The sequence below is a fragment of the Mesorhizobium amorphae CCNWGS0123 genome, from assembly GCF_001686985.1.
In the GTDB taxonomy this organism is placed as follows: Bacteria; Pseudomonadota; Alphaproteobacteria; order Rhizobiales; family Rhizobiaceae; genus Mesorhizobium; species Mesorhizobium amorphae.
Genome location: NZ_CP015322.1, coordinates 516,831 through 539,798 on the forward strand (window position 1 = coordinate 516,831; position 22,968 = coordinate 539,798).

Genomic DNA, 22,968 nt, shown 5'->3' on the forward strand with positions numbered 1-22,968 from the left:
AGCTTTTCGGCGACCCTCTCGGCGTCCTCTGCCGCGCCATATGCGCGGCGCAAGGCCTCAGATTATACAGCACTTGAATTCCCGCGCCACCTGTCGTAAATAATACGACACATGACGGAGCAGCGACCATGACCAATCCCCTGATGGCAATTAGAGCGGCGTCGAGCGTCGGAAGCGAGTTTGAAGAGCTCGTGAACCTATTTGGCGGGCCGAACGTCCTAAAGCATCCCGTATCCAATCAGATCGAAGCTCACGAACTAATCCTCCACGGTATTCCGAGTTTGGCTCTGGAGAAACTCGTGACCCATCTCCTCGTCATCGACCCCACCGATGCCTTCGAGAAGGCTTTCGGTATGAGCGAACGCACATTCCAAAGACACAAATCCGACCACTCCAGGACGCTCAACACTGAGCAGAGCTCTAGAACATGGAACTTCGCGAGAATTTTGACAAAAGCTACCTCTGTCCTCGGTTCCCAAGATGAGGCCGAGAAGTGGATGATTCAGCCTGCGATGGGGTTGGATAATCGAAGGCCGATTGATCTTTTGGCTACTGCGGCCGGCACCGAGCTCGTACAGGAGTTCCTGGAGCGTTTAGACTACGGTGTCTATGCATGACGCCTTTACCAGGCTTGCTCGGAAATGGAGAGATCATAGGCTGGAGGCTCGACCACAACCGTTTCAGGTCCACCTGGGATAGTGGCGAGGGTTCGTTCAAACTGGGTGCAAGATGGAATAGCAGAGGCGTTAGGGCAATCTACGCTTCAATCGATCCGTCTACTGCGATTCTCGAAGTCGCCGTTCACAAAGGGTTTAGAACACTCGACACCGTTCCCCATGTTCTGACGTCTTTTGAAATTAGAGAACCATCCACTATTCATGTCGTGGACATTGGGGACATTCCAAATGCCAATTGGCTAAGGCCAGGCATTCCCAGCGCAGGGCAGCAGCACTTTGGCGATGCTTTACTCGCAACGTATATGTTTGTCCTGATTCCAAGTACGGTATCGCACCACAGTTGGAATTTGGTGTTTGATCCAGCCAGGGCCAGCGGTCTCTACACGCTTCGATCCCAAGAGGATTTCGCGCTGGACACGAGATTGCATCCACCAACGCCATGAACCCACGACTTTGACCCCATCTCAGTCCATGCCTGAAAAGCCCTACGCCATTGAGCCATCGGCAAAAAATCAGCTTTTCGATGACATTCCGCGGCTCGTGAAGACGCCATTACGGTCGCTGATTTCTACAAGAATATTTACAACATCACCCCGCTCCCACTGATGACGTACATTCGGCAATGATAGAAAACCCCGATCTCGAAGTGAGTACGCCCGCGGGCCGGAAATTCCTTTTTCCTTCAATGCTTTATGGGGCAAAAAAGTTCCGTCACTAACCCTCATTGACTGTGACGGTACTCAGAAAATTTCGGGCGGGCAATATGTATGCGACCCGTCAGGCGGTCCCTCACAGCCAATCTCTGCGTACCGATTGTCGCTGATTGTCTTTGGAGTGAGTTATTTTTGTTTTCAGTACGTTACGTCGCAGATTTGCGTATTTTTTCGGCGGCGTTTGAGTGGGTCCGAATCATTCCCGCTCCAACGCACATCGCCGCACATCGCCAGCCCCTCGTCATGATCGCCCGAATACGCCGCAACGGATAGTCCCGCTGGCCCCGCGCCTTGAGGTCACCCGTTCATCTGCGAATTTCTCTGGAGCCAATCAATCACGCTCCTCAAGTTACCAAGAGCAAATTATTCAACATCCTTCTAATCTAAACTAGGCCGGCGGCATACAATACCTTCGCGACCGGCTCGAAATACTTCTGTGGGACGGGATCCCCCAGCTTCGTCGTGGGGATGAGCTGGCGCGCCAGGACATCATCATCGACAATGGTGAGACGTAGCGCTCGCGCCTCATCAAATAGCTGAGAAGCAGCCTCCCCCTCGCCTCGGCAAACCAGTACCGGCACCCCGGTCTCGCCACGGACGTAACGTAGACCAACCAACATCGCGCGCCCTCTCAAGATCAATGTGGCGCGATGCACGCCAAGCGGAAGCTCGCTAGCCATTTCGTTGCGGAGGCGACGTCGTTCACGTTTCAATTCTGGCTCGCCTTGCTGATCCTTCAACTCGCGCTTCATCTCGGTGTCGGTCATGCGCATGTCGCGCAAAAACAACCCGCGCTGAACCAGGAGATCAATCAATCCGCCGATCAGAAAGAAGCCGGCAGCAATCCCAATCAGCAGTTTCACCTCTGCAAACACAAAGCCGACACAGCCCATGCCGCAGATCGGCAGATAGACCATCGTCTTCCACATGCCGAGAACGACGAGGAGAAAGACTGCGCTGAGGACGAAAACCTTCACCAGCGTCTTCACAAGCTCGGTTAGAGATCGCATCGACGCGATGCGCTTCAGCCCTTTGAAGGGGTCAATTTTCTCATATTTCGGCATCATCGGCTCGAAAGAGAAGACCAATCCACGATTAGCGAGAAGTCCCGATAAAACTGCTGCGGCGACAATAATCCCGAGGAATGGGCCAACGATTGACACTGCGAGTTCGGTAAAAAGGACCAGCGCCTGCTGAACCGCGCTGTTGAAGGGCATATCTTGCAGCTTGTCTGTTAGTAAAAGCGCTTCCTGGCATTTATCCTCGATGGTGCTCGCTTTTAACCATAGATATCCCAGCCCGGCGCACGTGCTGGCAGCGCGGACTAAATCGGCGCTGCTTGGAATCTGCCCTTTCTTGCGCGCTTGGTTCAGCTTCCTGGGTGTGGGTGGGTGTTTCTTTTCTTCGCTCGTGTCGCTCATCAGGCAGCCTCGCGATTGCGCTGAATTCGTTCAAGGGAGGACTGGGCGTCGGTCCCGCGTCGCCGCGAGGACCGCCTTTGCTTGCCCCACGAGGGCCCAAATGAGGCTTGAGGCGTTGCAGTGGCCGGGAGCTCCAGACGGCCTACAGGAAGATGCGCCACGGACACCTCCACCAAGATGTGCCCAGAGCGTCGATTGATGAGCACCTCGTGAGGGCAGCTTCCGGCACCGGGCACCCGACCCCAGTTTGTAAAGGTGCATCCATGACCATTTTGGTTGGTGTCGATTGGGGCGGATCGAACCATGCCGTTTGTATCGTCGACCCTGCCGGCTGGGGCCTGGACCACTTTGCCGTCGCCCACGAGTGGGACGGGCTTGCTGATCTCTCTGCCTGCCTGCGCCGGTATGGCACGCCCGGCGAGACGCCGATCCCCATCGAGCGGCCCAGTGGGCTCGTCGACGTGCTGGTCGAGGCCGGGTTCGTCGACACCCTGCCCTACCCCAATGTCGTCAAGGCGTGCCGGCGCCGCTATCGCGCCGACGCTACCAGCAGCGACCCCGGCGACGCCTGCATCCCCGCCGACATTCGGTGGATCGAGGGCCACCGGCTGGCGCCGTTCCGGCCACAATCTGACCCCATCAAGGCCTTGCACGCGCTGGTTCGCGGCCGTGACAATCTCATTGCCAGAAAGGTCGTGATCGCCACTCAGCTCCGCGCCCTGCTCGAAAGCTATTGGCCAGGTCCGTTCGACCTGTTCGCCGACATCGCAAGCCCCATCGCGCGGGCTTTCATTCAGTGCTACCCGCCGGAAGACGCCGGCCGCCTGGCTGAGAAGCGAATGGCCGCGCTCCTCGCCCAGAACCAGTATTGCAGCCGGCTCTGCTCCACTCCCAACCCAACCGCCACGGAGGCTGACGCCAAGGGCGAACTCTCGCGCGTCAGTGCCAGCACACTCGAAGGCCTCGTCGCCCAGATCGCCAAGCTCTCCCGCCGCATCGAGCACCCCGTTGCTCGACTGCCGGAAGGATGCATCGTCATATCCTTCCCCGGGGCCGGAAAAATCTGCGCCGCCCAAATCACCGGCGAACTGGGAGACGGGCGTGTCCGCCGCCAAAGCGAGGATCATCTCGCTGCGGAGGCGAGCGTCGCTTCCGTCACATACCAGAGCGGCAAATCCCGCAGTGTCGGCTGGTGATGGGCCTGCAACAAACGCTTGCGCGCCGTCATGACCTGCTTCGCCGACAACTCCAGACAGGCAAGCCCATGTGTCGCGAAGGTCCATCAAGACGTCAGAAGACGCGGATGCCGGCATCCGCTCACGCATGGATGTGCATTTTCTGGAGAGCATGGCAAGACGACATGCCCTACGATCCAAAAACACCCCCCTGCCTGGCCTCTGCTTGTCGCTGGTTGGCAAAGGACCTCTCTCATTTCAGCAGCTTCTCAAACCACTCCAGCGCGCCGTTCGACCAGACGATTTCCGATTTCATGCCTTCGACGAGATAGACAGTGTAGGTGACCATGATGATCGGAAAGCCGATATTCTTGATCGTCGGGGAGAGATCGCTCGGCTTGAATTGCGGCGCATAGCGCCCGACTATCATCACAGATATATCGACCAGGAGTAGGAAGGCCACCACAGGTCCAGAGACCAACAGAGTCGTGCGCATGATGTGGTCCAGGAGCCCCATCAATTCCATTGCTCCTTGCGCAGTCAGGGTGGGTTGAAACCGATACACGGGCCAGATCAGATAGCTGCCATAAAGGCTGTTGATCATAACCTCCAGACCTCCCGACGCGACAAAGATCGTTGCCGCAGTGATGCCGAGAAAAACTCCCGTCGCCGAAGCCTGACTGCGCGTAGCGGGATCGTCCGAAGCGACCTGGCTGGTGATGCCGCGCTGGGTGTCAATAATCTCACCGGCCGCCTGCAGGCTCCATAGCGGGATGCCGAGCAGCGTGCCAAGCAGCAGGCCGACAAAAACCTCCTTCAAACCGAGCAGCGTTACCTGAATAAGACGTGTTTCAGGATCAATCGCCTGCAGGCCGACGCTGATCTGCGCCAAGCAGGGTAGGGCGAACGCAACAGCCAAGCAGCCGCGGATCAGCCCGCTAATCTGAGACCGTGTAAATATCGGAAGGACCAGCATAATACCGACGGCGCGGGACGCGCCAAGTCCAGCTGCAACGATGAATTCGATGGCCGCCTGGATCAGACTTTGAGAATCAGAAAGTGACAAGCCATACATGGGAATGGCTAGTAGCTGGATGTGATTGCGGGAAACTCAGCAAAGATCTGGTTGGTGTATTCTATGAGCGGGGCGCTCAGCACAGGGGAAAACAGACCAATGACGGCAACAACGACCAGAAGTTTCACGGCGAGTGGCAAGGAATCATTCTGGATCTGCGTCGCCGCCTGGAAGATGCCAATGCCCAGGCCAACAACCACCGCCGCGATGAGTGGCGGCAGAACCCAGATCATGAAAACCACGAACGATTGGCTCATGTGAGTTACAATGCTGGCCTCGTCCATACTCAACCTCCCGGTGTTGTGTAACTCAACACAAGCCCGTGCGTTAGTTGCGACCAACCATCGATAGTGACAAATAGAAACAGTTTGAAAGGCACAGATATCACCGCCGGGGACACCATTGACATGCCCATGGCCATCAGAATTGTCGTTACGATAAGATCGATGGTGATAAAGGGAAGATAGAGAAGAAAGCCAATTTCGAAGGCACGCTTGAGTTCTGAGATTAGAAAAGATGGTATCAGAATGACGAGGTCATCAGGTGCAGCGCTGGCGCGCATATCCTGTGGCCAGACTTGTTGGGTCGAGGATAGGAAAAACCGGCGTTGTTCTTCATTGGTGAACCTCTTGAGATAATCACGCAAGGGCTCCCGCCCCTCTTTAGCGGCGGTCACCCAGTCATCGAACGTTTGATAATGCAGTTTCGGATCCGTGACGCGAGCATAGGTTTGCTCAATAACAGGCGCGCTAACGAAAACGGTGAGAATCAATGCAGCGGCGTATAGCACGATGTTTGGTGGTATTGTCTGGGTCCCGAGCGCGTTGCGGACGAGGAAGAGGACGACCGATATCTTTACAAACGCCGTGGTCGTGACGACCGCCAACACCAGCAGACCGAGTCCGGCTGTAACCGCAAGTAATGCCAGGATTCCTGGTTGAACGTCAGTCATTGCATGCCAGTCTGCCACGGAGTCTGATGCCCAGCCCGTCGCCGATGCGCACGATGTCGCCGCAGCCGATACGCTGGCCGTTGGCAAGAATATCGACCGGACCGTCGATCGGCCTACCAAGTTCGAACACATGCCCTTCGCCGGCGCTTCTCAATTCTCTTAACGGCATCGACCAGCGGCCGCATTCAAAGACCAATGTGATCTCGACATCGTCGAGATCGGCTTCCGCCGGCGCTTGCTGTGATTCGGGTTGTGTCGTCATATGTGCATTCTCCAAGCGGGATGGTCGCGGACGAAAAGGGCGCCGCAGAATTAGGCTGTCTCCGGCAATATCTGCCGCGGCCCATAACCGGCCCGCAGATAGGATGATCTGGCCGCGCCCAAACGGTAATACATCCGGCAACAGCGCATCCCCCGCACGTGCGTTGCGAAGAATCGCGGCCGAAGCGGTGAGCGAGCCGATCTCTGCTGCAACTGTGATGGGGAGCTCTGAAAACAGGTTGCACGGCTGTCGCTGCAACTGGCCAAGCAATTCGCCTAACGCACGGAATGCAGATGGTACACGACCGTCGAGAGGCGAGAACAGGAACAGACGAACTTTGCCGCTGACTGGACCGCAGACGATGTCGAATTCCAGATAAGGAGCTGGCGTCATGGGGTCGCCTGTACGAAGGAATTGCACGTTCCGCTGTGTCTGACTCTCCAGTCGAGCGATAAGCGGCTCGAGTGCAAGTTCGAGAACAAGCGAACCAGTTGGTTCGCAAGGTAATGCAAGACCATTCTGCACTGTTGAGATGAGCGCCTCTGCAAGTCGACGGCACAACGACAAGACGATCGTTTCGTCTCCGACGCGCCAAATGCAGTCAAACATTGGAGCCGTAGAAGGTTCCTGCTGCCAGACAATCCGTTCCATCCGCACAGATAGCGGCATATCGCCAAGCCGGCTTTGAAAGGCCATGCGGGGGGTCGCGATTTCGTTGATCCACGAGACGACGGCGCGGGACAGAGTTAGCGATGGTTTGAGCGTAGCGTGTCTGCCCACAGGAGTTACCGGGGGCGGCTCTACAAAACGGCACGACCGCGCCGCGGTAAGAGGATGAGCCGTCATCATATCGGGTCGCCCGACATTTGGGGACGCGAAACCCTCCCATACCGAGGCATGCTTTCGTCATCGGCCTCTATCTCGGCTGCGGACTCCGAATGGATGTCGACCGCGCGCCGAACGTCGCCCTCGATCTGTTCCCATTTGTGCCTGGCCGCCGAACATTTGACCCAGTGGGCCCTTGTCTCAGACGCCGCCGTCTCGGCCTCTTCTTGAGCGACGTGCGCGTCATCAAGCCTCTGACGTCTCAAGGTGATCTCGGTCTCAAGCCGCTCAATCAGGAGCTTGCCACGATCGAGTGCTGCGACGGACAAGGTATCGAGCGATATTAGCTGTTGATAAAGCTGCACTTCGGCCGCTGCGCGGCGGTCCTCTGCGATCGCAAGCTCCTTGGAAGCTTGCTGTGTAGCCAAGGCCGCGATCTGGCGCTTGGCTTCCATATTGGACAGGTTGCTAAGGGCACTGCGCTCTCGCATATCCTTCAGAAGCCTTAGCCTCGAAGCGTGAACACGATTCACGCGGTCAGACGTGACATCCATTCGACGGTTTCCTCAAAACTGGACGTCTCGACTTCGCCCTGGCGCAAAAACTCCTGCAGATCATCGATCGAGGCGATAGCCCGGTCAGTCAGCGGATCGCTGCCATGCTTGTATTCACCGACCTTGACCAAAAACTCGGACTCGGCACTGCGCGAGAGGAGGTCACGGAAGAAGGACGCCGACCTACGATGTGCAACAGATACGACTGCATCCATTACACGGCTGCGGCTCTGCAGCACATCGATTGCGGGGAAATGCTCTCGCGCCGCGATCGTGCGTGAAAGGACGACATGGCCATCGAGAATGCCGCGCGACTCCTCGGCGATTGGATCCCCCACACCGTCACCCTCGACAAGCACGGTATAGAAGGCTGTGATTGAGCCACGCTCCCCCATGCCGGCACGCTCCAACAGGCCTGGCAGCGTGGCAAAGACGGAAGGAGGAAAGCCCCGCCGGGTCGGCGGCTCACCCGCAGCAAGGCCGATTTCGCGCATGGCGCGGCAAAGGCGCGTCAATGAATCCATCATCAGAACGACGCGTCGCCCTTGTTCGCGAAAATACTCGGCGAGTGTGGTTGCCATATGCGCACATTGCGCCCGCTCTATTGCCGAGCGGTCGGAGGTTTCGACGACAACGATCGTACGACGAAGGGCTGCCTCCCCAAGATGCCGCTCAATGAATTCACGAACCTCACGCCCACGCTCGCCTATGAGCGCGACGATGGTAACGTCGGCTGCCGCGCCTTTTACGATCTGTGACAGTAAGGTTGACTTGCCGCAGCCCGCCTCTCCATAGATTCCGATCCGCTGGCCTTCGCCACATGTCAGTAGACCGTCCAGGGCACGGACGCCGAGTGGGAAGGGCCGCTCGATTATGCGCCTTGTCATTGGGTTGGGGGCTCTGCCGCGCAGCGGACGGGTTTCAGCGGTTTTGACAGCGCCTTTGCCATCGAGCGGACGTCCGAAGCTGTCGATCACGCGGCCGAGCAAATTGGCCCCGACTGGCACTTCATGCATTCGTCCCGTAGCCACCACTTCTGCACGGCTGGACAGGCCGACCAAGTCACCGACCGGCGTGAGCAAAACGCCATTCTGAAACAGACCGACCACCTCGGCTTCCAACGACCACCCGGTCCGCGGATCCTGCAACAGACAGAGTTCGCCGATACGGGCGTCTGGCAAGACGGCATAGAGGAGCGTTCCGATGGCCCGCGTGATCCGTCCACGTACGACACGCGTGTCGATATGCTTGGCTTTAGACCTCAGACCAGACAGCTCTGTATCCAGAGTTCTCTCTGCAGCGGGATTGCTGTGCTCGGGCATCCGCATGGTCACAGTTCGTTTTCTTCAGAACGCAACCCAAACCCGAGGCGCAGCGCGCGTAGCTGCGCAGTCAGCCCGAGATCGACATTGCCATATTCGCTCCACAGCACGCATTGCTGCGGCGACAGCGCCGGATCGGGGTCAATCCTAACCTTCGGCCGGCCTTCCCTTCCATCGCATTCAGCGAACTCGCGCGCGAGCGCATCGACTTGCGTGGGAGACACATGAAGACAAACTTCGGCGCCACCATATTCCCGCTCGATCGCACGACGAACGGTCTTCACCAGCAGATCGCCTGGATCAAAGGCACCCAGAAGATCGCCTACGATCTCCATCACGAGCTGTGGCAATTCTTGCTCCAGAACGGTCTTTCGCCGTGCCACTTCAGAGACTGTCCGCCCAATCAGTTGGGCCATCTCCTCGGCGCCGTCGTTGAATCCCTCGGTATGACCGCGCGCCCGTTCGCGCCGATAAGCCGCGCGCGCCCAGCCGCGAACCCGCTGCAGATGCCGTTCGGCCGCCGAACGCGCCTCCGCGGCATTGTCCCAGATTTCGAGCTCACTTGCCGGTATCAGTGGCCCGACTGGGCGCATCTGTGGAGCAACCGGCGCTGCTGGATCATCGAACGTCATATCGTCGGGGTCTCCGCAACCAAATAGGCTACCACTAAAGAAAACAACTGGCCTGCAGCATTGCGGTGCTCAATCGCGGGCTCATCGGCGGCGGTCCCAACAGGCAGGCGCAGCAGCACGCGGTCCCGGTCAAGGGCTGAATTTTCATCGAGCCAGGCGCCAAGACAGGCATGCCCATCGTGTTCAATCTGTTGGGCGAGTTGCTCCGGATCGTCAATCGATCCGGTTGCAATGGCATGCGCCAGATGTCGGATGCCAAACGCGTGCGCTTCAGCGCCGATAGATTGGATCAGAACGGTGAGGTCAGGCTTTGAAATCAGCTTCAGCAGCGAACGGGCATGCCAGAGGCTGCCGGCAAGCAGGGCCGCTCGACGCGGATCATGTCCACGCAGAAGGTCCTGACCCCAGCGGCCTTCATTCAAATTCATTTCATTGTCGAGCAACAGTCCTGCCAATCTCACCTGAAGCCTGCGACTCTTCTGCAACCGCACCAAGGTCGCGGCCGACAACGCCGGGTCAAGACGTGCGGCAAATCGAGTCGGGTGAATCGCAGCAGCAAGCTGGCTCAAGTCCACGGAAGCCGATTCGGGCGATCGATCACGCATCGCCGACCATCTTTTTAGCAACAGACTCGATCGCAGGCACACCCTTGCGCCCTTCGAGCCTAGTTGGTTCGCGCGATTGCCTGCGCTGGCGTATACGAGCGCGGCCCAAGACATAGCTTAGAACGCCGATCACGGCAGCGGCGAAACCCACAGCAATCGCCAGCAAAGGCGCCGGAATCGATTTAGATGCCTGGGTCAAAACAGCCGCTGGCTCAGCCCGTTGCTCAAATGCGGGCCGTTCCACTGGCACGAAAACCACCTCCACCTTATCATAGGATAGGCCCTCGATGCTGTTTGCAATGAGCATCTTGATTTGCGGTAGCAGAATTGAGAGGTTTGCCTTAGCGTCATGTCGGATAAACGCCGACGCCGAGGATGGCGTGGCGCCCTCTCGTAAAAGGTCGTTATGCGGCAGAACGACATGGACGCGCACCGAGATGACGCCGTCGATGTCGCTGATCGTACGCGACAACTCTTCGTTCAGCGCATAAACATAACGCGCGCGCTCTTCGGTCGGCGACGCGATCAGACCCGATCCTTTGAATATTTCGCCGAGGTTCTTGAAAGACTGGTGCGGCAGCCCCTTGGCATTCAGCAGGTTGATCGAGAAGGCAAGCTGCTTTTCTTCGACCTGAATCGTGCTGGTCCCATCCTTTACGGCGACACGGACCGCATCGACGCCACTGTTAAGCAGGAGCGCGAGCATGTCGTTCGCCTCGCGCTCCTGCAATTTCGTGTAGAGATCGGCCTTGCAGCCACTTAGAGCAAGCAGAAGCGGCAGCACAGCACAACAAGGCCATAGCCGACCAGGCGGACGGCTATGGGTGATCTCGCCATGCGTTGCGCCAACCATGGGCGACATTCAACCCGCCGATACCAGTTTATTCACAGACGAGCTGGCGGAGCCGATACCCTTGCATACAAGGGAAACCTGAGTGACGTCATTGTAGACGTCGCGCAGGCCAGCAACCATCGCTTCGAAATCCTTCCCCCCTTGCGGAGCACTTGGCGTCTGTACTCCTGCTGCTCGGGCCTGCAGAGGGAGCTGCGCCGCCGGCCCAGGCGGGGCGCCGGTCACAAGGGGCACCTCGCGGCCGAGCGCGGGAGGCGCGACTGCATTGTGCTGATGCATCGAAGAAAGCGTTTGAAGCACGCGATCGCCCAGCGGGTTCGCCTGCGTTACAGCCCGTTGAACCTCCAAGGTGGGAGGAACTGGCGCCACCCCAGCCGTCGCGGAGGACGCATCGTTTTTGACTGAGCTCGCCGCCTGCACAAGACTGCGCTGAAACTGCGCCTGGTCGCCGAGCGCTGCCGCTGACCCGACCTTGGACAGACCGTCGGTTAGATTGGTGGAGATCGATGTGACGCCCAACATCATGCAAGGACTCATTTGTTCTCTTTGAGATGTGGTGAGTCTAACCCGCCCATCACCCGTTATCGGATCAACAGCATAGAGAGTCGAACTGACGACAAGCTGACGAATTGACCATGGGCAGCGTCTTTTAATCGCCACGTTCGGCGCCTAAGTTAGAACGCGAATTTCAACCTTATGTTCTTCGGGACGAGATGCCGGGAATGCTTGTGAATCCATGATCCTGCACATTTTTAAGAAAGTCCTCTGTGTCGTTTTTGTTGTCTCCACCGGAAACCATTTGGCGCACAGTGCTCCTCTGTCACTGCCCTCGACACCTTACAGGTATGCGGTTCTGGATCAGGAACTCGCTGCCGCGTTGCAGGAATTCGGCAACAACCTCAAAATCAAGATCAGCATCAGCGGCGAGGTGAAGGGGCGGATTCGCGGACGCATGCCGGATTTGCCACCGCGCGCGTTCCTCGACCGCTTGACCGATCTCTACAATCTCCAATGGTACTTCGATGGGGTCGAACTTTACGTATCATCTGCAAATGAAGCGCAAACTCGCCTGCTTGTTCTGACCCCGATCCGCTTCGATGCGCTCAAGGCAGCTCTAGATGCGCTCAACATCTCCGATGAACGCTATGTCGTGAGACCGGCGCCGGGAAATGCTCTCGTCATGGTTTCCGGTCCACCACGCTTCGTCGCGCTGGTGGAGCAGACGTTCAACGCTCTTGTGGCGCAGGCGCAGGCGCAGCCACAGGCCGCCGCCGTCGAGAAGCCGCCGCAGGAATCGGTACTGCTGTTGTTTCGCGGCTCCTCCGCCACGGTCATTCGCGATGGACGGCAGGAAGGCCCCTATTCTTCCCTGCCGCGTCAGGACGACATCGTGCGGGAGCCTGAGCCAGCCCAGAAATGACATTGAGAATACGGGCACTGCGCCCCGCCTCTGCCCAGGAACACAAGTGGGTGTGCGGCGCCCTCAGCATGGATTGACGTTCTTTCTATCTTGTTTGCGCAAGAGATCGGCTTGTGCACAAAACGACATTCGCTCGCTGATTGGTTTGGCGACCTTCCGCTCCGGGTTTTGCAGCAGTGTCCGGTCGGCATCAATCAAGCGGACCCAAGGTCCCCATTCCGGGCCGATCGACACTCCTGAGAGAGGAGGTCTCCAGCATTGCCTGGTTGTTCGACCGCCTCTCGCTGACGCGCTGTCGATAGCGGATGGGCGAGGCGATGACATCACAGAATACACCACGGCCTCCGGGGGCAATATCGCCGGCGATGCTGATTGTGACTCCTTTTGAAAGTCGTCAGCTTGTCGAAAGCTAACCCGCCTAACATGAGTCTCCAGACGGCACTGCCGCCTTTGGCTGTAGTGGGAACAACCGTCGTGCAAGTGACGAGCGGAGCAGTCAAGACCGTGGCTGGTGGCATTTAGGTGGCCGACCGGCGCTGGGACTTGTCACCGTTCGCCGTGAACAGTGGCCCCACATGATGCACATGTGGCGGTTTTCAATCCTGCATCTGGGGATACGCAATGTCGCTCAGCAATCTTTCGCTATACGCTAACTCGAATCTGCCTCAGTCCGCGCAGGGCTTGTCGTTCCGGGGACCTTCTGCCCCAACGCCCGACCAGACCCAACAAGGCGCAACTTCGACCTTTGAGGCGATGTTGTCGACTTGCTTGCAGGAAGACAAAAATGCCCCCCTCGCGCAGCGAGATCTGGTGCCGCCGGATCTGAACTCGGTGATGGAACAATTGCAGAAGCACCCTTTGGATCTGCTGTCACCGCAGATGAGGGAGTCAATCAAAGCACTGGATGAGGCCTCGCAGCCCTCCGCAATCGCAGCGCCAGCGCCAGCGCCCGTGCCGACCTCGCCAGTGCCAAGCTCGAGGATCACGTGGAACGGCGGCACGCTGACCGAGACCGAGTTGCAGATCGTAGCAGTGCTGAACCGTCACAAGGACCAATGCCCGCTCAGTTGGCAGTCGCTGGCAGATAAAGCCAACGATCCCACTACGCCGCCTGATTTGAAGGCAGCGATCGAAGGACTGCAGCAGGACCCAGAGCTCTTTTATGCGATCGGCTCCCAGGGCGATGGTCGCTGCGGCGGTAAGATCGCGGCGAAGGATTTGTCGGGCTTCTCGGAGCATCACTCACAAGTTGGCGAATTCCAGGGCCGGCAGGCACAAAGCTATGAGCAAAACTACATCCCATCCGACGGCACTGGAAATGGGCAGCCGCAGGTCATGACCGCGAGCGACGCCATGCGCGAGCTTTACCGATATTCCGACTATCTGCCCAAGAACCTGAGCCTGGCGGATTTCAAGCAGATCGTCGAGGGCGACGCCAAAACCGGCAAATGTCCGCCCCAGGTCATCGCGGCGGCGCAGTACTTCGTCAATCACCCGGATGCGTGGAGGCAGTTGTACGGCGGCGCGATAGATAAGGTTCACAAAGAGGACTTCCTACAAGTCGCTTCAGCTGCGATGAGCCTCACGAAACCCGAGTTGGCTGCGCTTGACACAATTAACAAGAATCAGAGTGCCTTCTTTGGCAGCGGCGACTTGACTCGCGAAAAGCTTGCCAGCATGGCCGACGACAAGAGCCTGAACGAGAGTGTACGGAAAGCAGCTTCGCAGCTGCTTTCAGATCCGCTATTGTTCGGTTTGCTAAACAATTCGATCACGGGCTACAAGACCCACCATGGGTTCTTCGACTTCGGCGGCGGACATACGGTCGATTCCGGGAATATAAGCAACAACGACTTCAGGCATTTCTACAACAACATGTCGGCAGCCAACAGCACCGTTCAGAACGCGAAGACCCATGTTCCCAAAACCGCTGCGGAGCAGGATGCCGTCGCGGACATGATGATGGGCGTGGCGGACCAGCCTAATATCAAGTCTGCCAAGAAGAACGGCGGGGCCTTCATGCACGCAGCCGATAGTGTGCTCAAGGTGGGCTCGGAAGTGCTTGACTGGGGTGCGACAGCGGTGGGGCTGCTGAGCTTCGTTCCAGTCTTGGGTGAGTTGGCAGATGTCGTGTCAATGGGGCTTGAGACGGAGTCGCAAGCCGCAAATCTTCTGCATACGGCCATTAGTGGAGGCAATATGAAGCTGGCGCTGGCAGAAGCCGGCATCAGTCTCGGGGGGCAGGCGCTAAGCTTTGTCGCCGGCCCCGAGGTGAAACTCGCTATTCGCAATGGGCTCGTGAAGAAGGCCCTGGAAGAGGCGTTCACGGCTGGCGTCAATATGCCGATTTCGGTGGCGCAATCCTATGCAGAGGGCTATTTGAGCAACATAAAGGCACGCCTTGAGGCCGGTCCCGTGCAAGGCGTAGGCGCTCCAACCCAATACGACACAACGGCGCGGTCTCAAAACGTCGCTTGACAGGAGACTTGCCCCGACCCAGCGGCCGTGTAAGCCTTGCAGTCACAGCACCCGTTGACCTGATAGAGCGCGTTGCGGCGCAACACCAGAAACGCCGCACGCACGCTGGGAATGCGTGCTGAGAGCGAATGGCGGCAATAGCCGCTGGCGAACTCCACGGCAAGCCCGGCTATGGCTGTCGGTCGTATACTGACGGCCTCAATGCGCCGTCATACGATCTTGCCGGGAACAAGTTGCCGAAAGACTGATGAGGTTTGACTGGCGACCCAAGCCTTTCTCCATAGAACGGAAGACAACATGCATTGGGGTCTTAAGCGGTCGGACTGGGAATGCGCGGCAGTGTCTCGGCCAGGCCCCGCCAGTCGCCGCGCTCGCATTCGCCTTCCTTACGCGTCCCGAAGAACTGGATGATCATTTTGCCATCGGCGCCATAGGCTTCGAGCGACGTGACGTGACCGTCCCTGGTCGGCTTGCGCACGGCCCAGACCTCACGGATGTGGTGGGTGCCGAGATGCAGGCGGAAGGTCTCGTCGAGCACATTGATCCACGGCCCGATCGGTTTGACCGACTTGATCGGGCCGGAATGGATCTGGATGCAGCCACGATTGCCCACAAAGCACATGATCGGAAGCTCGTCTTCGACCGCGTGTTGAAACATGGTGCCGACGGCATCCTTATCGAGCAGCCAAGCGTAATCCTCGCCGACCATACGCATTGCCTGGCAGCGGCGGAGCTTCAGTGTCTTCAACATGTCGTAGAACTGATGCACGTCGGTCAGCTGGCTCCAGTGGTCGCGTAAATCCTCGATCGTGGCGGATTGGTCGCGAACCTCTGCGTCATCGTCGGCACCGGTCGCCTTGACTGAGACGATCGGCGCCTGGCTCGAGGATTCCAGCTTGGCCACCAGCTTCTGATAAGCATAGAGGTTTGAGGCGGGCCTGAGATGCACCTTGTGCACCGCTTGGCCTGTGGCATCAAAGAATTGCAGGCTGCGGCAGATGTCGTCGCCATCGCGCTTCTCGACGGCAAAGCCATAGGCCCACACTTTCGGAAAGATGCGCAGGTCGATGTCGTCGCCGAGTACCATGGCATGCTGGTTGCCGGTGACCACCTTGTCGTAGACGCCTACCTTTTCGTGCACGACACTTTCGTTGCGGGTCAGCGCCATCACCTCGCCGACCGTTTCGAGGCCGGTCAGCAGATCATTGACGCGCGGCTCGATGCGCACCGCGCTGGAACCGCAATGCGCCGCGACCAATTCGGCTTCCGAAATGCCCAATTTGGTGGCGAGATCGTGCTCGCGTATTTTCGGATTGTCTTCCCGCGCCCGCCGGATTTCGTCCGGTGACGGTTTCTCGCGCTGGTCCATGTATTACCTCTGCTTCCACCTACTTGTTGAGGATCAGCTGCGCTGCCAGGCGATCAGCCGAGCGCGCGCCGTGATGCTCGATGCGGCTCTCGTGCTCGCCCATGACGTGTGTTCCTGGACAGCGTGCGCATCGCCGTCAGGACCGGCTCGAAACCGGGTGTTCCGTCTGAATGGTGAGCCGCGGATCCCGCGAGCGGAGAGCGGATCTGACCTAGACCTGACACGTTGGTTTCCTCCTTCGTTCCATCGATCGCGGGCACGCGCGACTGATGATCGGTCTCCAGTTCTTGTCGTCTCCGCCAATTGGACGCCTCAAAAGTCGTGCCAATGTCGCCGAAGCAAGTTCAGAAGAATCTTCTGCACACCAGTCAATGGTTTACGCGAGAGTTCAGCAGGAACTCAGACCGAACACCCTGTGTGGCGGGCTCGACAAACCCGACAGTTACGTGTCGGTTGCCGGACATCTTCCCAGCAATGGCGCACAAGAGGGATAGCAGTTTTAGAGAGATTACGTCTGAGTTGAAACGGTTTTTGCCTTTGGCACGGTCCATGCAACGTGAGCCGCAAACACGTCACGGACCGAGGAGAAATCGAGCCATGATAACGCTCACGGACAACGCTGTTGCCGCCGTCAAGACCGCTCTTTCCAGCGCCAGCGAGCCGGCGGAAGGCTTTCGCATCATGGTCCAGACCGGCGGCTGCGCCGGCTTCAAGTACCTGATGGGCCTGGAGAGCGTCCCGCGCGAGGGCGACGCGATCACCGAGACAGACGGGGTCAAGGTGTTCGTGGACGCAGGCTCCCAACCCCATGTCGCCGGCATGACCGTCGACTTCATCACCGGTCTCGAAACTTCCGGCTTTGTCTTCGACAACCCCAACGCGCGGGAGAAGTGCGGCTGTGGCAAGTCCTTCGGTTGATCGCCAATGAGAAGGAGTAGGGCCACGATGACGTGGAACTATAGCGATAAGGTCCAGGAACACTTCTTCAGCCGGAGGAATGTCGGCTTGGAAACAGTCAATGCCCGCAGTGTGGTCAGCACCATCGCCTGCGGTGCCGCGTTCGCCTCCTCGTCGGCGCTTACCCAACCCATCATCGGCAAAACTGTCGACGTAGGGATGATAAGGCGGGCCGTCCGTATCAATGGCCTCGCCACAATCGAGCAGGTCACTCATCACACCAACGCTGCCCGTGGCAGCCTCTCATGCTGCGAAGCCATCGAGCACGTGCTTGTGGGGGTCCATGAAGCGATAGCCGCAGACGGACACTCTGCGGCAGACGAGGCTTATATGGCCAGTGCAAGAGGTGTCCCCGTCCTCAAGGACAAGACATGGTCGAAGCTGATCTCGGGACCGCCAATCGCTTCCGGCAGAATGCAGAGAACGTCGGCGCCCGGAACGATTCAGTTCGTGGCGAGACCCGAACTGCTGGCCGCCAAATCGCGCCCCTGGAGCAAATTCGGCTTATCGAAATCGCTGTCGCGGGCGGGCGTCCTTACCTGCGGGCTGACGGCGGCAGCTGCGAACTTGTCCTGTCGACGGCGCCCAAGTCTACTACGTCAAACTGTCGGGCGCCTGAGCCGGTTGCCAGTTTGGGCCCATCACCATCAACGGCATGCGCCAGAGGCTCAATGAGGCGACCGGCCTCGCGCTTGGCGTCATTGCGGGTCAACTGAGGATCGCACCTATGAGGCCTATTTATCTCGACAACAACGCAACGACCCGGGTCGATCCGGAGGTCGTGCAAGCGATGCTGCCGTTTTTTGCGGATCAATTCGGCAACCCGTCGTCGGCGCACGCTTTTGGCGCCTCGGTCGGCGCGGCGGTGAAAAAGGCGCGGCGGCAGTTGCAGGCGCTGATCGGCGCGGCGTTCGACGATGAGATCACCTTCACCTCGGGTGGGACAGAAAGCGACAATACCGCGATTCTTTCGGCGCTTGAGGCGATGCCCAACTCAACCGAGATCGTGACTTCCGCGGTCGAGCATCCCGCCGTGCTGACGCTGTGCGCGCATCTTGAGAAGACCCGCCGCGTCAAGGTGCACAGGATCCCGGTGGATCGCCTTGGCCGGCTCGACCTCGACGCCTATATAGCCGCCCTCACCCCCCACGTGGCGATCGTCTCGATAATGTGGGCGAACAACGAGACTGGTGTGATCTTCCCCGTGGCCAAGCTTGCTGAGTTGGCCAAGGAAGTCGGCGCCCTTTTCCATACCGATGCCGTGCAGGCGGTCGGCAAGCTCCCGATGGATATCAAGTCGACCGCAATCGACATGCTGTCGTTCTCCGGCCACAAGCTGCACGGCCCGAAAGGGATCGGCGCACTTTACGTAAAACGTGGTGTGCCCTTCCGCTCGCTGATCAAGGGTGGTCACCAAGAGCACGGCCGGCGTGCTGGCACCGAGAACACGCCCGGCATAGTCGGGCTCGGCAAGGCGACCGAACTCGCCATGAAATTCATGGACGACATGACCACACGGGTCAAGTCGCTCCGCGACCGCCTGGAAGGCGGGATTCTCCAGCGCATCCCAGATACCTGTGTCACTGGCGACCCGCTGGAGCGGCTGCCAAACACCGCAAACATCTCCTTCGAACATGTCGAAGGTGATGGAATCCCGCTTCTGCTCAGCCGCGTGGGCATCGCCTGTTCCTCCGGATCCGCCTGCAGCTCCGGCTCGCTGGAACCGAGCCATGTGCTGAGTGCAATGAAAACGCCACACCAGGCGGTCCGCTTCTCCTTCGCACGCGACAACGGTGAAGCGGACGTCGACCGGGTGTTCGAGGTCATGCCGGCAATCTTGGCGAAACTGCGTAGCGCGCCCGGCAGGCGAAGTGCTGATGACGTTCAATCCAATTCATGCCTGAGCCGCAGCAGAACAGGCTGCCATTCATGAACCGTCATGTCTTTCTCAACGATACGACCTTGCGCGACGGCGAGCAGGCGCCCGGCGTCGCCTTTACGAAAACGGAAAAGCTGGAGCTCGCCGAGGCTCTTGCGGCAGCCGGCGTCCCAGAGATCGAGATCGGCACGCCGGTCATGGGCGCCGACGAGATCGAAACAATTCGCGCCGCGGTCGCGCGGCGTCTCCCGGTTCGGCTCACGGCCTGGTGCCGGATGACGTCGCAGGATCTCGACGCAGCGATCGAGAGCGGTATCGGCGCCGTCAATCTGTCGCTACCTGCATCGGACATCCAACTTGCCGCCAGGCTCGGCCTCGACCAAGCAAGAGCGCTGCAGATCATCGATCATATGGTTAAGCGTGCCGCCGCGGCCGGCTTCTTCGTCGCGGTGGGATGCGAGGATGCCTCGCGGGCCGATCGGGATCATCTGGCCCGCGTCATCGAGGCGGCTGCGCACGCCGGCGCAAGCCGTGTCAGACTGGCCGACACGGTCGGCGTTCTCGACCCTTTTTCGACCTTCGAACTTGTCGCCCAGCTCGTGGCGCAATCTCCAATCGACCTCGAGTTTCATGCGCACAACGATCTCGGTCTCGCTGCCGCCAACACGCTGGCCGCGATCCGCGCAGGCGCACGCCACGCCTCCGTCACCGTCCTCGGGCTCGGCGAGCGTGCGGGCAATGCCGCGCTGGAAGAAGTGGCCGCTGCGATGGCCGTCCTCGACGGCGCGGATACCGGCATTGAGCTGACCGCATTGCCCGACCTCGCCGCCCAGGTGGCCTGGGCCGCCGGCCGGCAGACCGCAGCCATTAAGCCAGTCGTCGGCGCCGATGTTTTCTCTCACGAATCCGGCATTCATGTCGCAGGGCTGCTGAAGGACTCGCGTACCTATCAAGGGCTCGATCCGGCTCTCGTCGGCCGCTGCCGTCGTATCGTCATCGGCAAGCATTCCGGCGCCACCGCGATTGCCCATGTGCTGAGCGAAAGCGGTCGTGATCTCGACCCGGATCTGGCAGCCGCGATGGTGGCCCGCGTCCGCCGCAAGGCGGCCGAGACCAAATCGACCGTCAGTGCAACTCAACTGGTCGAGCTCTACGATGCAATGTGCAACGGGCCATGCTTCGCCGATCTCGCGGGTCCAGGTCAGCCGTGCGGCGAACGCACCGACACCACAGTTTTCCGACCGGGGGAAATGCAATGAATTGTTCCGCTGACAGCTCTCCCATCGATGTCACCGACATCCTCGCGCGACTGAGAGGCCTGTCGGCTGCGGAGGAATTCTTCGCCATCCTTGGCGTCTCCTATGACCCGAAGGTGCTGGATGTCTCTCGCCTCCATATCATGAAGCGCGTGGGCCAATATCTTGCCGAAGAAGATCTGTCCGGCTTGCCCGATCAGGTGATCGCCGCGCGGGTGCGCGCCACACTCGAACGTGCCTACGAAGACTTCGCGATTTCCTCGCCGCTCTCACACCGGGTCTTCAAGGTGCTCAAAGACCACGACCCGAACAAACCTGCCACGCCGGGCCGAACCTTCGTCCCGTTCGACGCCGTGCTGAAGCGGTTCGAAGAAGAATGAACGCGACATGTTTGCGACGCGACAATGTCGAGAAGCCGACAAATCACGAATGCGCCCCTCGACAGGCCATCCGAATTTCCAGGGTTGGGAGCGTGCAAAGCAGTTGGCACGGATGATGCTTTCAAGGAGGTGAACTGCCAGGCCCGCATCGGGACAGAAGCCCAGAGAGACCGCCAATGCACATCGTGATCTGCATCAAGCAGGTGCCGGACTCGGCACAGATACGGGTCCATCCGGTGACGAACACGATTATGCGCCAGGGTGTCCCGACCATCATTAACCCTTACGACCTGTTCGCGCTCGAAGAGGCACTGCGACTGCGCGACGCTTATGATGGCGAGGTCACTGTGCTCACCATGGGCCCGCCCATGGCAGAGGACGCGCTGCGCAAGGCGCTCGGCTACGGCGCCGACCGCGCGGTACTCTTGACCGACCGCTATTTTGCAGGCTCCGACACGCTGGCGACGTCCTACGCGCTCTCCCAGGCAATCGCGAAGGTTGGCGAGACGTTCGGCACGCCAGACATCGTCTTCACTGGCAAGCAGACGATCGATGGCGATACCGCCCAGGTCGGGCCCGGCATCGCCAAGCGCCTCGATCTCCTGCAACTTACCTATGTCGCGAAGATCGCCTCCCTTGATCTTGATCAGCGCGAGATCAAGGTCGAGCGCCGCTCTGAAGGCGGCACGCAGATGCTGAAGAGCAGGCTACCTTGCCTCATCACCATGCTGGAAGGCACCAACGAGATCCGCCGGGGTTCGCTCGTGGACGCCCTGTGCGCCGCGCGCAGCCAGGTCTTGAAATGGAGCGCGGCCGACGCCGGCATTGATGACCTCACCAGATGCGGCCTGCGCGGCTCGCCCACGGTCGTCAAGCGCGTTTTCGCCCCTGCTACACGAGCGGAAAAGGCGGCGCAAATCGACACCACCGAAAAGGCGCTACGCGATATCGCTGACGAACTCATTGCCGCAATCTTCACCCGCCAGCCGGCGCTGCAACATGAGCTCGCCTTCAACGGCGGCGCGTGACGGCAAGGAGCAGACGATGTCGACCGTAAACCGAGAAACCACTCGCCCTGCCGCCGGCCGTGCCGGCATAAAGAAGGAGCTGCCCGCGCATTTCAAGGACTACCGCCACGTTTGGGTCTTCATCGAACTCGAACGTGGCCAGGTCCATCCCGTATCATTCGAATTGCTCGGCGAAGGCCGAAAGCTCGCCGACAAGCTTGGCGTCGAGCTTGCCGGAGTCGTGATAGGACCGCCGGGAGAAGCCACCCGGCCTGCCGTAGCCGATGCCTTCGCTTATGGCGCCGACCTTGTCTACATCGTCGAGGCGCCGCTGCTTGCCGACTATCGCAACGAGCCGTTCACCAAGGCGATGACGGATCTGGTCGTTACCCACAAACCCGAGATCCTTCTTCTCGGCGCGACCACACTCGGCAGGGATCTCGCCGGCTCCGTGGCCACGACCTTGCTCACAGGGCTCACGGCCGATTGCACCGAACTCGATGTGGATACCGATGGATCGCTCGCCGCGACCCGGCCGACTTTCGGCGGCTCCTTGTTGTGCACGATCTATACGCTCAACTACCGGCCGCAGATGGCGACGGTGCGACCGAGGGTCATGCCCATGCCGCAGCGGACGGACAGGCCGGCCGGGCGTGTCATCCGGCACAAGCTGTCGGTCCCCGAGGACGAGATCGTTACCAAAGTCCTCGGCTTCCTGCCGGATAGCCAGTCGGCAAACGCAAACCTTGCCTATGCCGACGTCGTGGTTGCGGGAGGTCTCGGTCTAGGCTCGGCGGAGAACCTGCAGCTTGTGAAGAACCTCGCGCGAGCAATCGGGGCCGAGCATGGCTGTTCGCGCCCGTTGGTCCAGAAGGGCTGGATGTCGGCGGATCGGCAGATCGGCCAAACTGGCAAGACCATCCGGCCGAAACTTTATATAGCGGCCGGGATTTCCGGCGCCATCCAGCACCGGGTTGGCGTCGAGGGGGCGGATCTCATCGTGGCCATCAACACCGACCCCAACGCGCCGATTTTCGATTTCGCCCACCTCGGGATCGTCACCGACGCGATCCGCTTCCTGCCCGCACTAACTGAAGCCTTCACCCGGCGGCTGTCGCCCCACAATCGCGATAAGCTTGCGAGCTAGCGAGATGGA

At 59.4% G+C, this 22,968-nt stretch carries 24 protein-coding genes; 12 read left to right on the forward strand and 12 right to left on the reverse strand.

The genetic code is table 11. The features are described 5' to 3' along the window. The first annotated feature begins 128 nt into the window (after window positions 1–128). Both parS and A6B35_RS35115 read left to right on the forward strand, forming a co-directional pair. Window positions 129–617, forward strand: a complete 489-nt coding sequence (gene parS / locus A6B35_RS32285; protein ID WP_006205117.1) for a type II RES/Xre toxin-antitoxin system antitoxin — start codon at window positions 129–131, stop codon at window positions 615–617. Further along, a complete protein-coding gene (locus tag A6B35_RS35115; protein WP_006205116.1) occupies window positions 614–1,120 on the forward strand; it encodes an RES family NAD+ phosphorylase in 507 nt (168 codons plus the stop codon). Before parS ends, A6B35_RS35115 begins: the two co-directional genes overlap by 4 nt. A 653-nt stretch (window positions 1,121–1,773) precedes the next feature. On the opposite strand, the gene A6B35_RS32290 is transcribed toward A6B35_RS35115, so the two are convergent. Continuing rightward, window positions 1,774–2,811 (reverse strand): EscU/YscU/HrcU family type III secretion system export apparatus switch protein, encoded by a 1,038-nt coding sequence (locus tag A6B35_RS32290; protein WP_006205115.1) that lies wholly within the window; start codon window positions 2,809–2,811, stop codon window positions 1,774–1,776. 263 nt (window positions 2,812–3,074) lie between these two features. Between A6B35_RS32290 and A6B35_RS32295 the strand changes: the two genes are divergently transcribed. Then, entirely contained in the window at window positions 3,075–4,007 is a 933-nt protein-coding gene (locus A6B35_RS32295; RefSeq protein WP_006205114.1) for an IS110 family transposase, read from the forward strand. A 232-nt stretch (window positions 4,008–4,239) separates the two neighbouring features. On the opposite strand, the gene sctT is transcribed toward A6B35_RS32295, so the two are convergent. From sctT to A6B35_RS32345, 10 genes are read right to left on the reverse strand one after another with little or no spacing between them, the layout of a single operon-like run. Next, a complete protein-coding gene (sctT, locus tag A6B35_RS32300; RefSeq protein WP_006205113.1) occupies window positions 4,240–5,061 on the reverse strand; it encodes a type III secretion system export apparatus subunit SctT in 822 nt (273 codons plus the stop codon). Between the two features lie 8 nt (window positions 5,062–5,069). After that, window positions 5,070–5,345: an EscS/YscS/HrcS family type III secretion system export apparatus protein gene (locus A6B35_RS32305; protein ID WP_006205112.1), complete on the reverse strand. Its 276-nt coding sequence runs from the start codon at window positions 5,343–5,345 to the stop codon at window positions 5,070–5,072. Between the two features lie 2 nt (window positions 5,346–5,347). Continuing rightward, a complete protein-coding gene (gene sctR / locus A6B35_RS32310; RefSeq protein ID WP_006205111.1) occupies window positions 5,348–6,013 on the reverse strand; it encodes a type III secretion system export apparatus subunit SctR in 666 nt (221 codons plus the stop codon). After that, on the reverse strand, window positions 6,006–7,121 hold the full coding sequence (sctQ, locus tag A6B35_RS32315; protein ID WP_081482254.1) for a type III secretion system cytoplasmic ring protein SctQ: 1,116 nt from the start codon (window positions 7,119–7,121) through the stop codon (window positions 6,006–6,008). The genes sctR and sctQ overlap by 8 nt, the downstream gene beginning before the upstream one ends. Further along, entirely contained in the window at window positions 7,121–7,654 is a 534-nt protein-coding gene (locus A6B35_RS32320) for a hypothetical protein (protein WP_040583665.1), read from the reverse strand. The genes sctQ and A6B35_RS32320 overlap by 1 nt, the downstream gene beginning before the upstream one ends. After that, window positions 7,630–8,982: a type III secretion system ATPase SctN gene (sctN, locus tag A6B35_RS32325; protein ID WP_412177440.1), complete on the reverse strand. Its 1,353-nt coding sequence runs from the start codon at window positions 8,980–8,982 to the stop codon at window positions 7,630–7,632. The genes A6B35_RS32320 and sctN overlap by 25 nt, the downstream gene beginning before the upstream one ends. A gap of 2 nt (window positions 8,983–8,984) precedes the next feature. Then, a complete protein-coding gene (sctL, locus tag A6B35_RS32330; RefSeq protein WP_006205107.1) occupies window positions 8,985–9,608 on the reverse strand; it encodes a type III secretion system stator protein SctL in 624 nt (207 codons plus the stop codon). After that, window positions 9,605–10,213 carry a hypothetical protein gene (locus tag A6B35_RS32335; RefSeq protein WP_040583652.1) on the reverse strand — a complete coding sequence of 203 codons (609 nt, stop codon included), beginning with the start codon at window positions 10,211–10,213 and terminating at the stop codon, window positions 9,605–9,607. Before A6B35_RS32335 ends, sctL begins: the two co-directional genes overlap by 4 nt. Then, a complete protein-coding gene (sctJ, locus tag A6B35_RS32340) occupies window positions 10,206–11,066 on the reverse strand; it encodes a type III secretion system inner membrane ring lipoprotein SctJ (protein ID WP_040583664.1) in 861 nt (286 codons plus the stop codon). Before sctJ ends, A6B35_RS32335 begins: the two co-directional genes overlap by 8 nt. Before the next feature lie 9 nt (window positions 11,067–11,075). Further along, complete coding sequence (locus A6B35_RS32345) at window positions 11,076–11,591, reverse strand: nodulation protein NolB (RefSeq protein WP_006205104.1); 516 nt, start codon at window positions 11,589–11,591, stop codon at window positions 11,076–11,078. Between the two features lie 211 nt (window positions 11,592–11,802). Here A6B35_RS32345 and A6B35_RS32350 point away from each other — a divergent pair, with 211 nt between their 5' ends. Together A6B35_RS32350 and A6B35_RS32355 are read left to right on the forward strand one after the other, a co-directional pair. Beyond that, on the forward strand, window positions 11,803–12,486 hold the full coding sequence (locus A6B35_RS32350; protein ID WP_100084833.1) for a secretin N-terminal domain-containing protein: 684 nt from the start codon (window positions 11,803–11,805) through the stop codon (window positions 12,484–12,486). Between the two features lie 621 nt (window positions 12,487–13,107). Beyond that, a complete protein-coding gene (locus tag A6B35_RS32355; RefSeq protein ID WP_006205102.1) occupies window positions 13,108–14,964 on the forward strand; it encodes an HrpF/NolX family T3SS translocon protein in 1,857 nt (618 codons plus the stop codon). A gap of 310 nt (window positions 14,965–15,274) precedes the next feature. Here A6B35_RS32355 and A6B35_RS32360 read toward each other — a convergent pair whose 3' ends face one another. Further along, the gene (locus A6B35_RS32360) at window positions 15,275–16,333 is read right to left on the reverse strand and encodes a hemin-degrading factor (protein WP_006205101.1); all 1,059 of its coding nucleotides are present in this window, start codon (window positions 16,331–16,333) and stop codon (window positions 15,275–15,277) included. A 597-nt stretch (window positions 16,334–16,930) separates the two neighbouring features. On the opposite strand from A6B35_RS32360, the gene A6B35_RS32365 reads away from it, so the two are divergent. From A6B35_RS32365 to A6B35_RS32395, 7 genes are all read left to right on the forward strand, one after another. Continuing rightward, complete coding sequence (locus A6B35_RS32365; protein WP_006205100.1) at window positions 16,931–17,251, forward strand: iron-sulfur cluster assembly accessory protein; 321 nt, start codon at window positions 16,931–16,933, stop codon at window positions 17,249–17,251. A 27-nt stretch (window positions 17,252–17,278) separates the two neighbouring features. Continuing rightward, window positions 17,279–17,965 (forward strand): Fe-S cluster assembly protein NifU, encoded by a 687-nt coding sequence (locus tag A6B35_RS32370; protein WP_006205099.1) that lies wholly within the window; start codon window positions 17,279–17,281, stop codon window positions 17,963–17,965. A gap of 52 nt (window positions 17,966–18,017) precedes the next feature. After that, entirely contained in the window at window positions 18,018–19,223 is a 1,206-nt protein-coding gene (gene nifS, locus A6B35_RS32375; RefSeq protein ID WP_006205098.1) for a cysteine desulfurase NifS, read from the forward strand. Then, window positions 19,220–20,428 (forward strand): homocitrate synthase, encoded by a 1,209-nt coding sequence (gene nifV, locus A6B35_RS32380; protein WP_006205097.1) that lies wholly within the window; start codon window positions 19,220–19,222, stop codon window positions 20,426–20,428. The genes nifS and nifV overlap by 4 nt, the downstream gene beginning before the upstream one ends. Further along, complete coding sequence (gene nifW, locus A6B35_RS32385; protein ID WP_006205096.1) at window positions 20,425–20,805, forward strand: nitrogenase stabilizing/protective protein NifW; 381 nt, start codon at window positions 20,425–20,427, stop codon at window positions 20,803–20,805. Before nifV ends, nifW begins: the two co-directional genes overlap by 4 nt. A gap of 176 nt (window positions 20,806–20,981) precedes the next feature. After that, window positions 20,982–21,833, forward strand: coding sequence for an electron transfer flavoprotein subunit beta/FixA family protein (locus A6B35_RS32390; RefSeq protein ID WP_006205095.1), 852 nt, complete (start codon window positions 20,982–20,984; stop codon window positions 21,831–21,833). A gap of 16 nt (window positions 21,834–21,849) precedes the next feature. After that, window positions 21,850–22,959, forward strand: coding sequence for an electron transfer flavoprotein subunit alpha/FixB family protein (locus tag A6B35_RS32395; protein ID WP_006205094.1), 1,110 nt, complete (start codon window positions 21,850–21,852; stop codon window positions 22,957–22,959). The last annotated feature ends 9 nt before the right edge of the window (window positions 22,960–22,968 follow it).

Coding starts and splice junctions, on each gene's coding strand:
- parS (WP_006205117.1), top strand. CDS start 129: ATGACCAATCCCCTGATGGCAATTAGAGCGGCGTCGAGCGTCGGAAGC.
- A6B35_RS35115 (WP_006205116.1), top strand. CDS start 614: ATGACGCCTTTACCAGGCTTGCTCGGAAATGGAGAGATCATAGGCTGG.
- A6B35_RS32290 (WP_006205115.1), bottom strand. CDS start 2,811: ATGAGCGACACGAGCGAAGAAAAGAAACACCCACCCACACCCAGGAAG.
- A6B35_RS32295 (WP_006205114.1), top strand. CDS start 3,075: ATGACCATTTTGGTTGGTGTCGATTGGGGCGGATCGAACCATGCCGTT.
- sctT (WP_006205113.1), bottom strand. CDS start 5,061: ATGTATGGCTTGTCACTTTCTGATTCTCAAAGTCTGATCCAGGCGGCC.
- A6B35_RS32305 (WP_006205112.1), bottom strand. CDS start 5,345: ATGGACGAGGCCAGCATTGTAACTCACATGAGCCAATCGTTCGTGGTT.
- sctR (WP_006205111.1), bottom strand. CDS start 6,013: ATGACTGACGTTCAACCAGGAATCCTGGCATTACTTGCGGTTACAGCC.
- sctQ (WP_081482254.1), bottom strand. CDS start 7,121: ATGACGGCTCATCCTCTTACCGCGGCGCGGTCGTGCCGTTTTGTAGAG.
- A6B35_RS32320 (WP_040583665.1), bottom strand. CDS start 7,654: ATGGATGTCACGTCTGACCGCGTGAATCGTGTTCACGCTTCGAGGCTA.
- sctN (WP_412177440.1), bottom strand. CDS start 8,982: ATGCGGATGCCCGAGCACAGCAATCCCGCTGCAGAGAGAACTCTGGAT.
- sctL (WP_006205107.1), bottom strand. CDS start 9,608: ATGACGTTCGATGATCCAGCAGCGCCGGTTGCTCCACAGATGCGCCCA.
- A6B35_RS32335 (WP_040583652.1), bottom strand. CDS start 10,213: ATGCGTGATCGATCGCCCGAATCGGCTTCCGTGGACTTGAGCCAGCTT.
- sctJ (WP_040583664.1), bottom strand. CDS start 11,066: ATGGTTGGCGCAACGCATGGCGAGATCACCCATAGCCGTCCGCCTGGT.
- A6B35_RS32345 (WP_006205104.1), bottom strand. CDS start 11,591: ATGATGTTGGGCGTCACATCGATCTCCACCAATCTAACCGACGGTCTG.
- A6B35_RS32350 (WP_100084833.1), top strand. CDS start 11,803: ATGATCCTGCACATTTTTAAGAAAGTCCTCTGTGTCGTTTTTGTTGTC.
- A6B35_RS32355 (WP_006205102.1), top strand. CDS start 13,108: ATGTCGCTCAGCAATCTTTCGCTATACGCTAACTCGAATCTGCCTCAG.
- A6B35_RS32360 (WP_006205101.1), bottom strand. CDS start 16,333: ATGGACCAGCGCGAGAAACCGTCACCGGACGAAATCCGGCGGGCGCGG.
- A6B35_RS32365 (WP_006205100.1), top strand. CDS start 16,931: ATGATAACGCTCACGGACAACGCTGTTGCCGCCGTCAAGACCGCTCTT.
- A6B35_RS32370 (WP_006205099.1), top strand. CDS start 17,279: ATGACGTGGAACTATAGCGATAAGGTCCAGGAACACTTCTTCAGCCGG.
- nifS (WP_006205098.1), top strand. CDS start 18,018: ATGAGGCCTATTTATCTCGACAACAACGCAACGACCCGGGTCGATCCG.
- nifV (WP_006205097.1), top strand. CDS start 19,220: ATGAACCGTCATGTCTTTCTCAACGATACGACCTTGCGCGACGGCGAG.
- nifW (WP_006205096.1), top strand. CDS start 20,425: ATGAATTGTTCCGCTGACAGCTCTCCCATCGATGTCACCGACATCCTC.
- A6B35_RS32390 (WP_006205095.1), top strand. CDS start 20,982: ATGCACATCGTGATCTGCATCAAGCAGGTGCCGGACTCGGCACAGATA.
- A6B35_RS32395 (WP_006205094.1), top strand. CDS start 21,850: ATGTCGACCGTAAACCGAGAAACCACTCGCCCTGCCGCCGGCCGTGCC.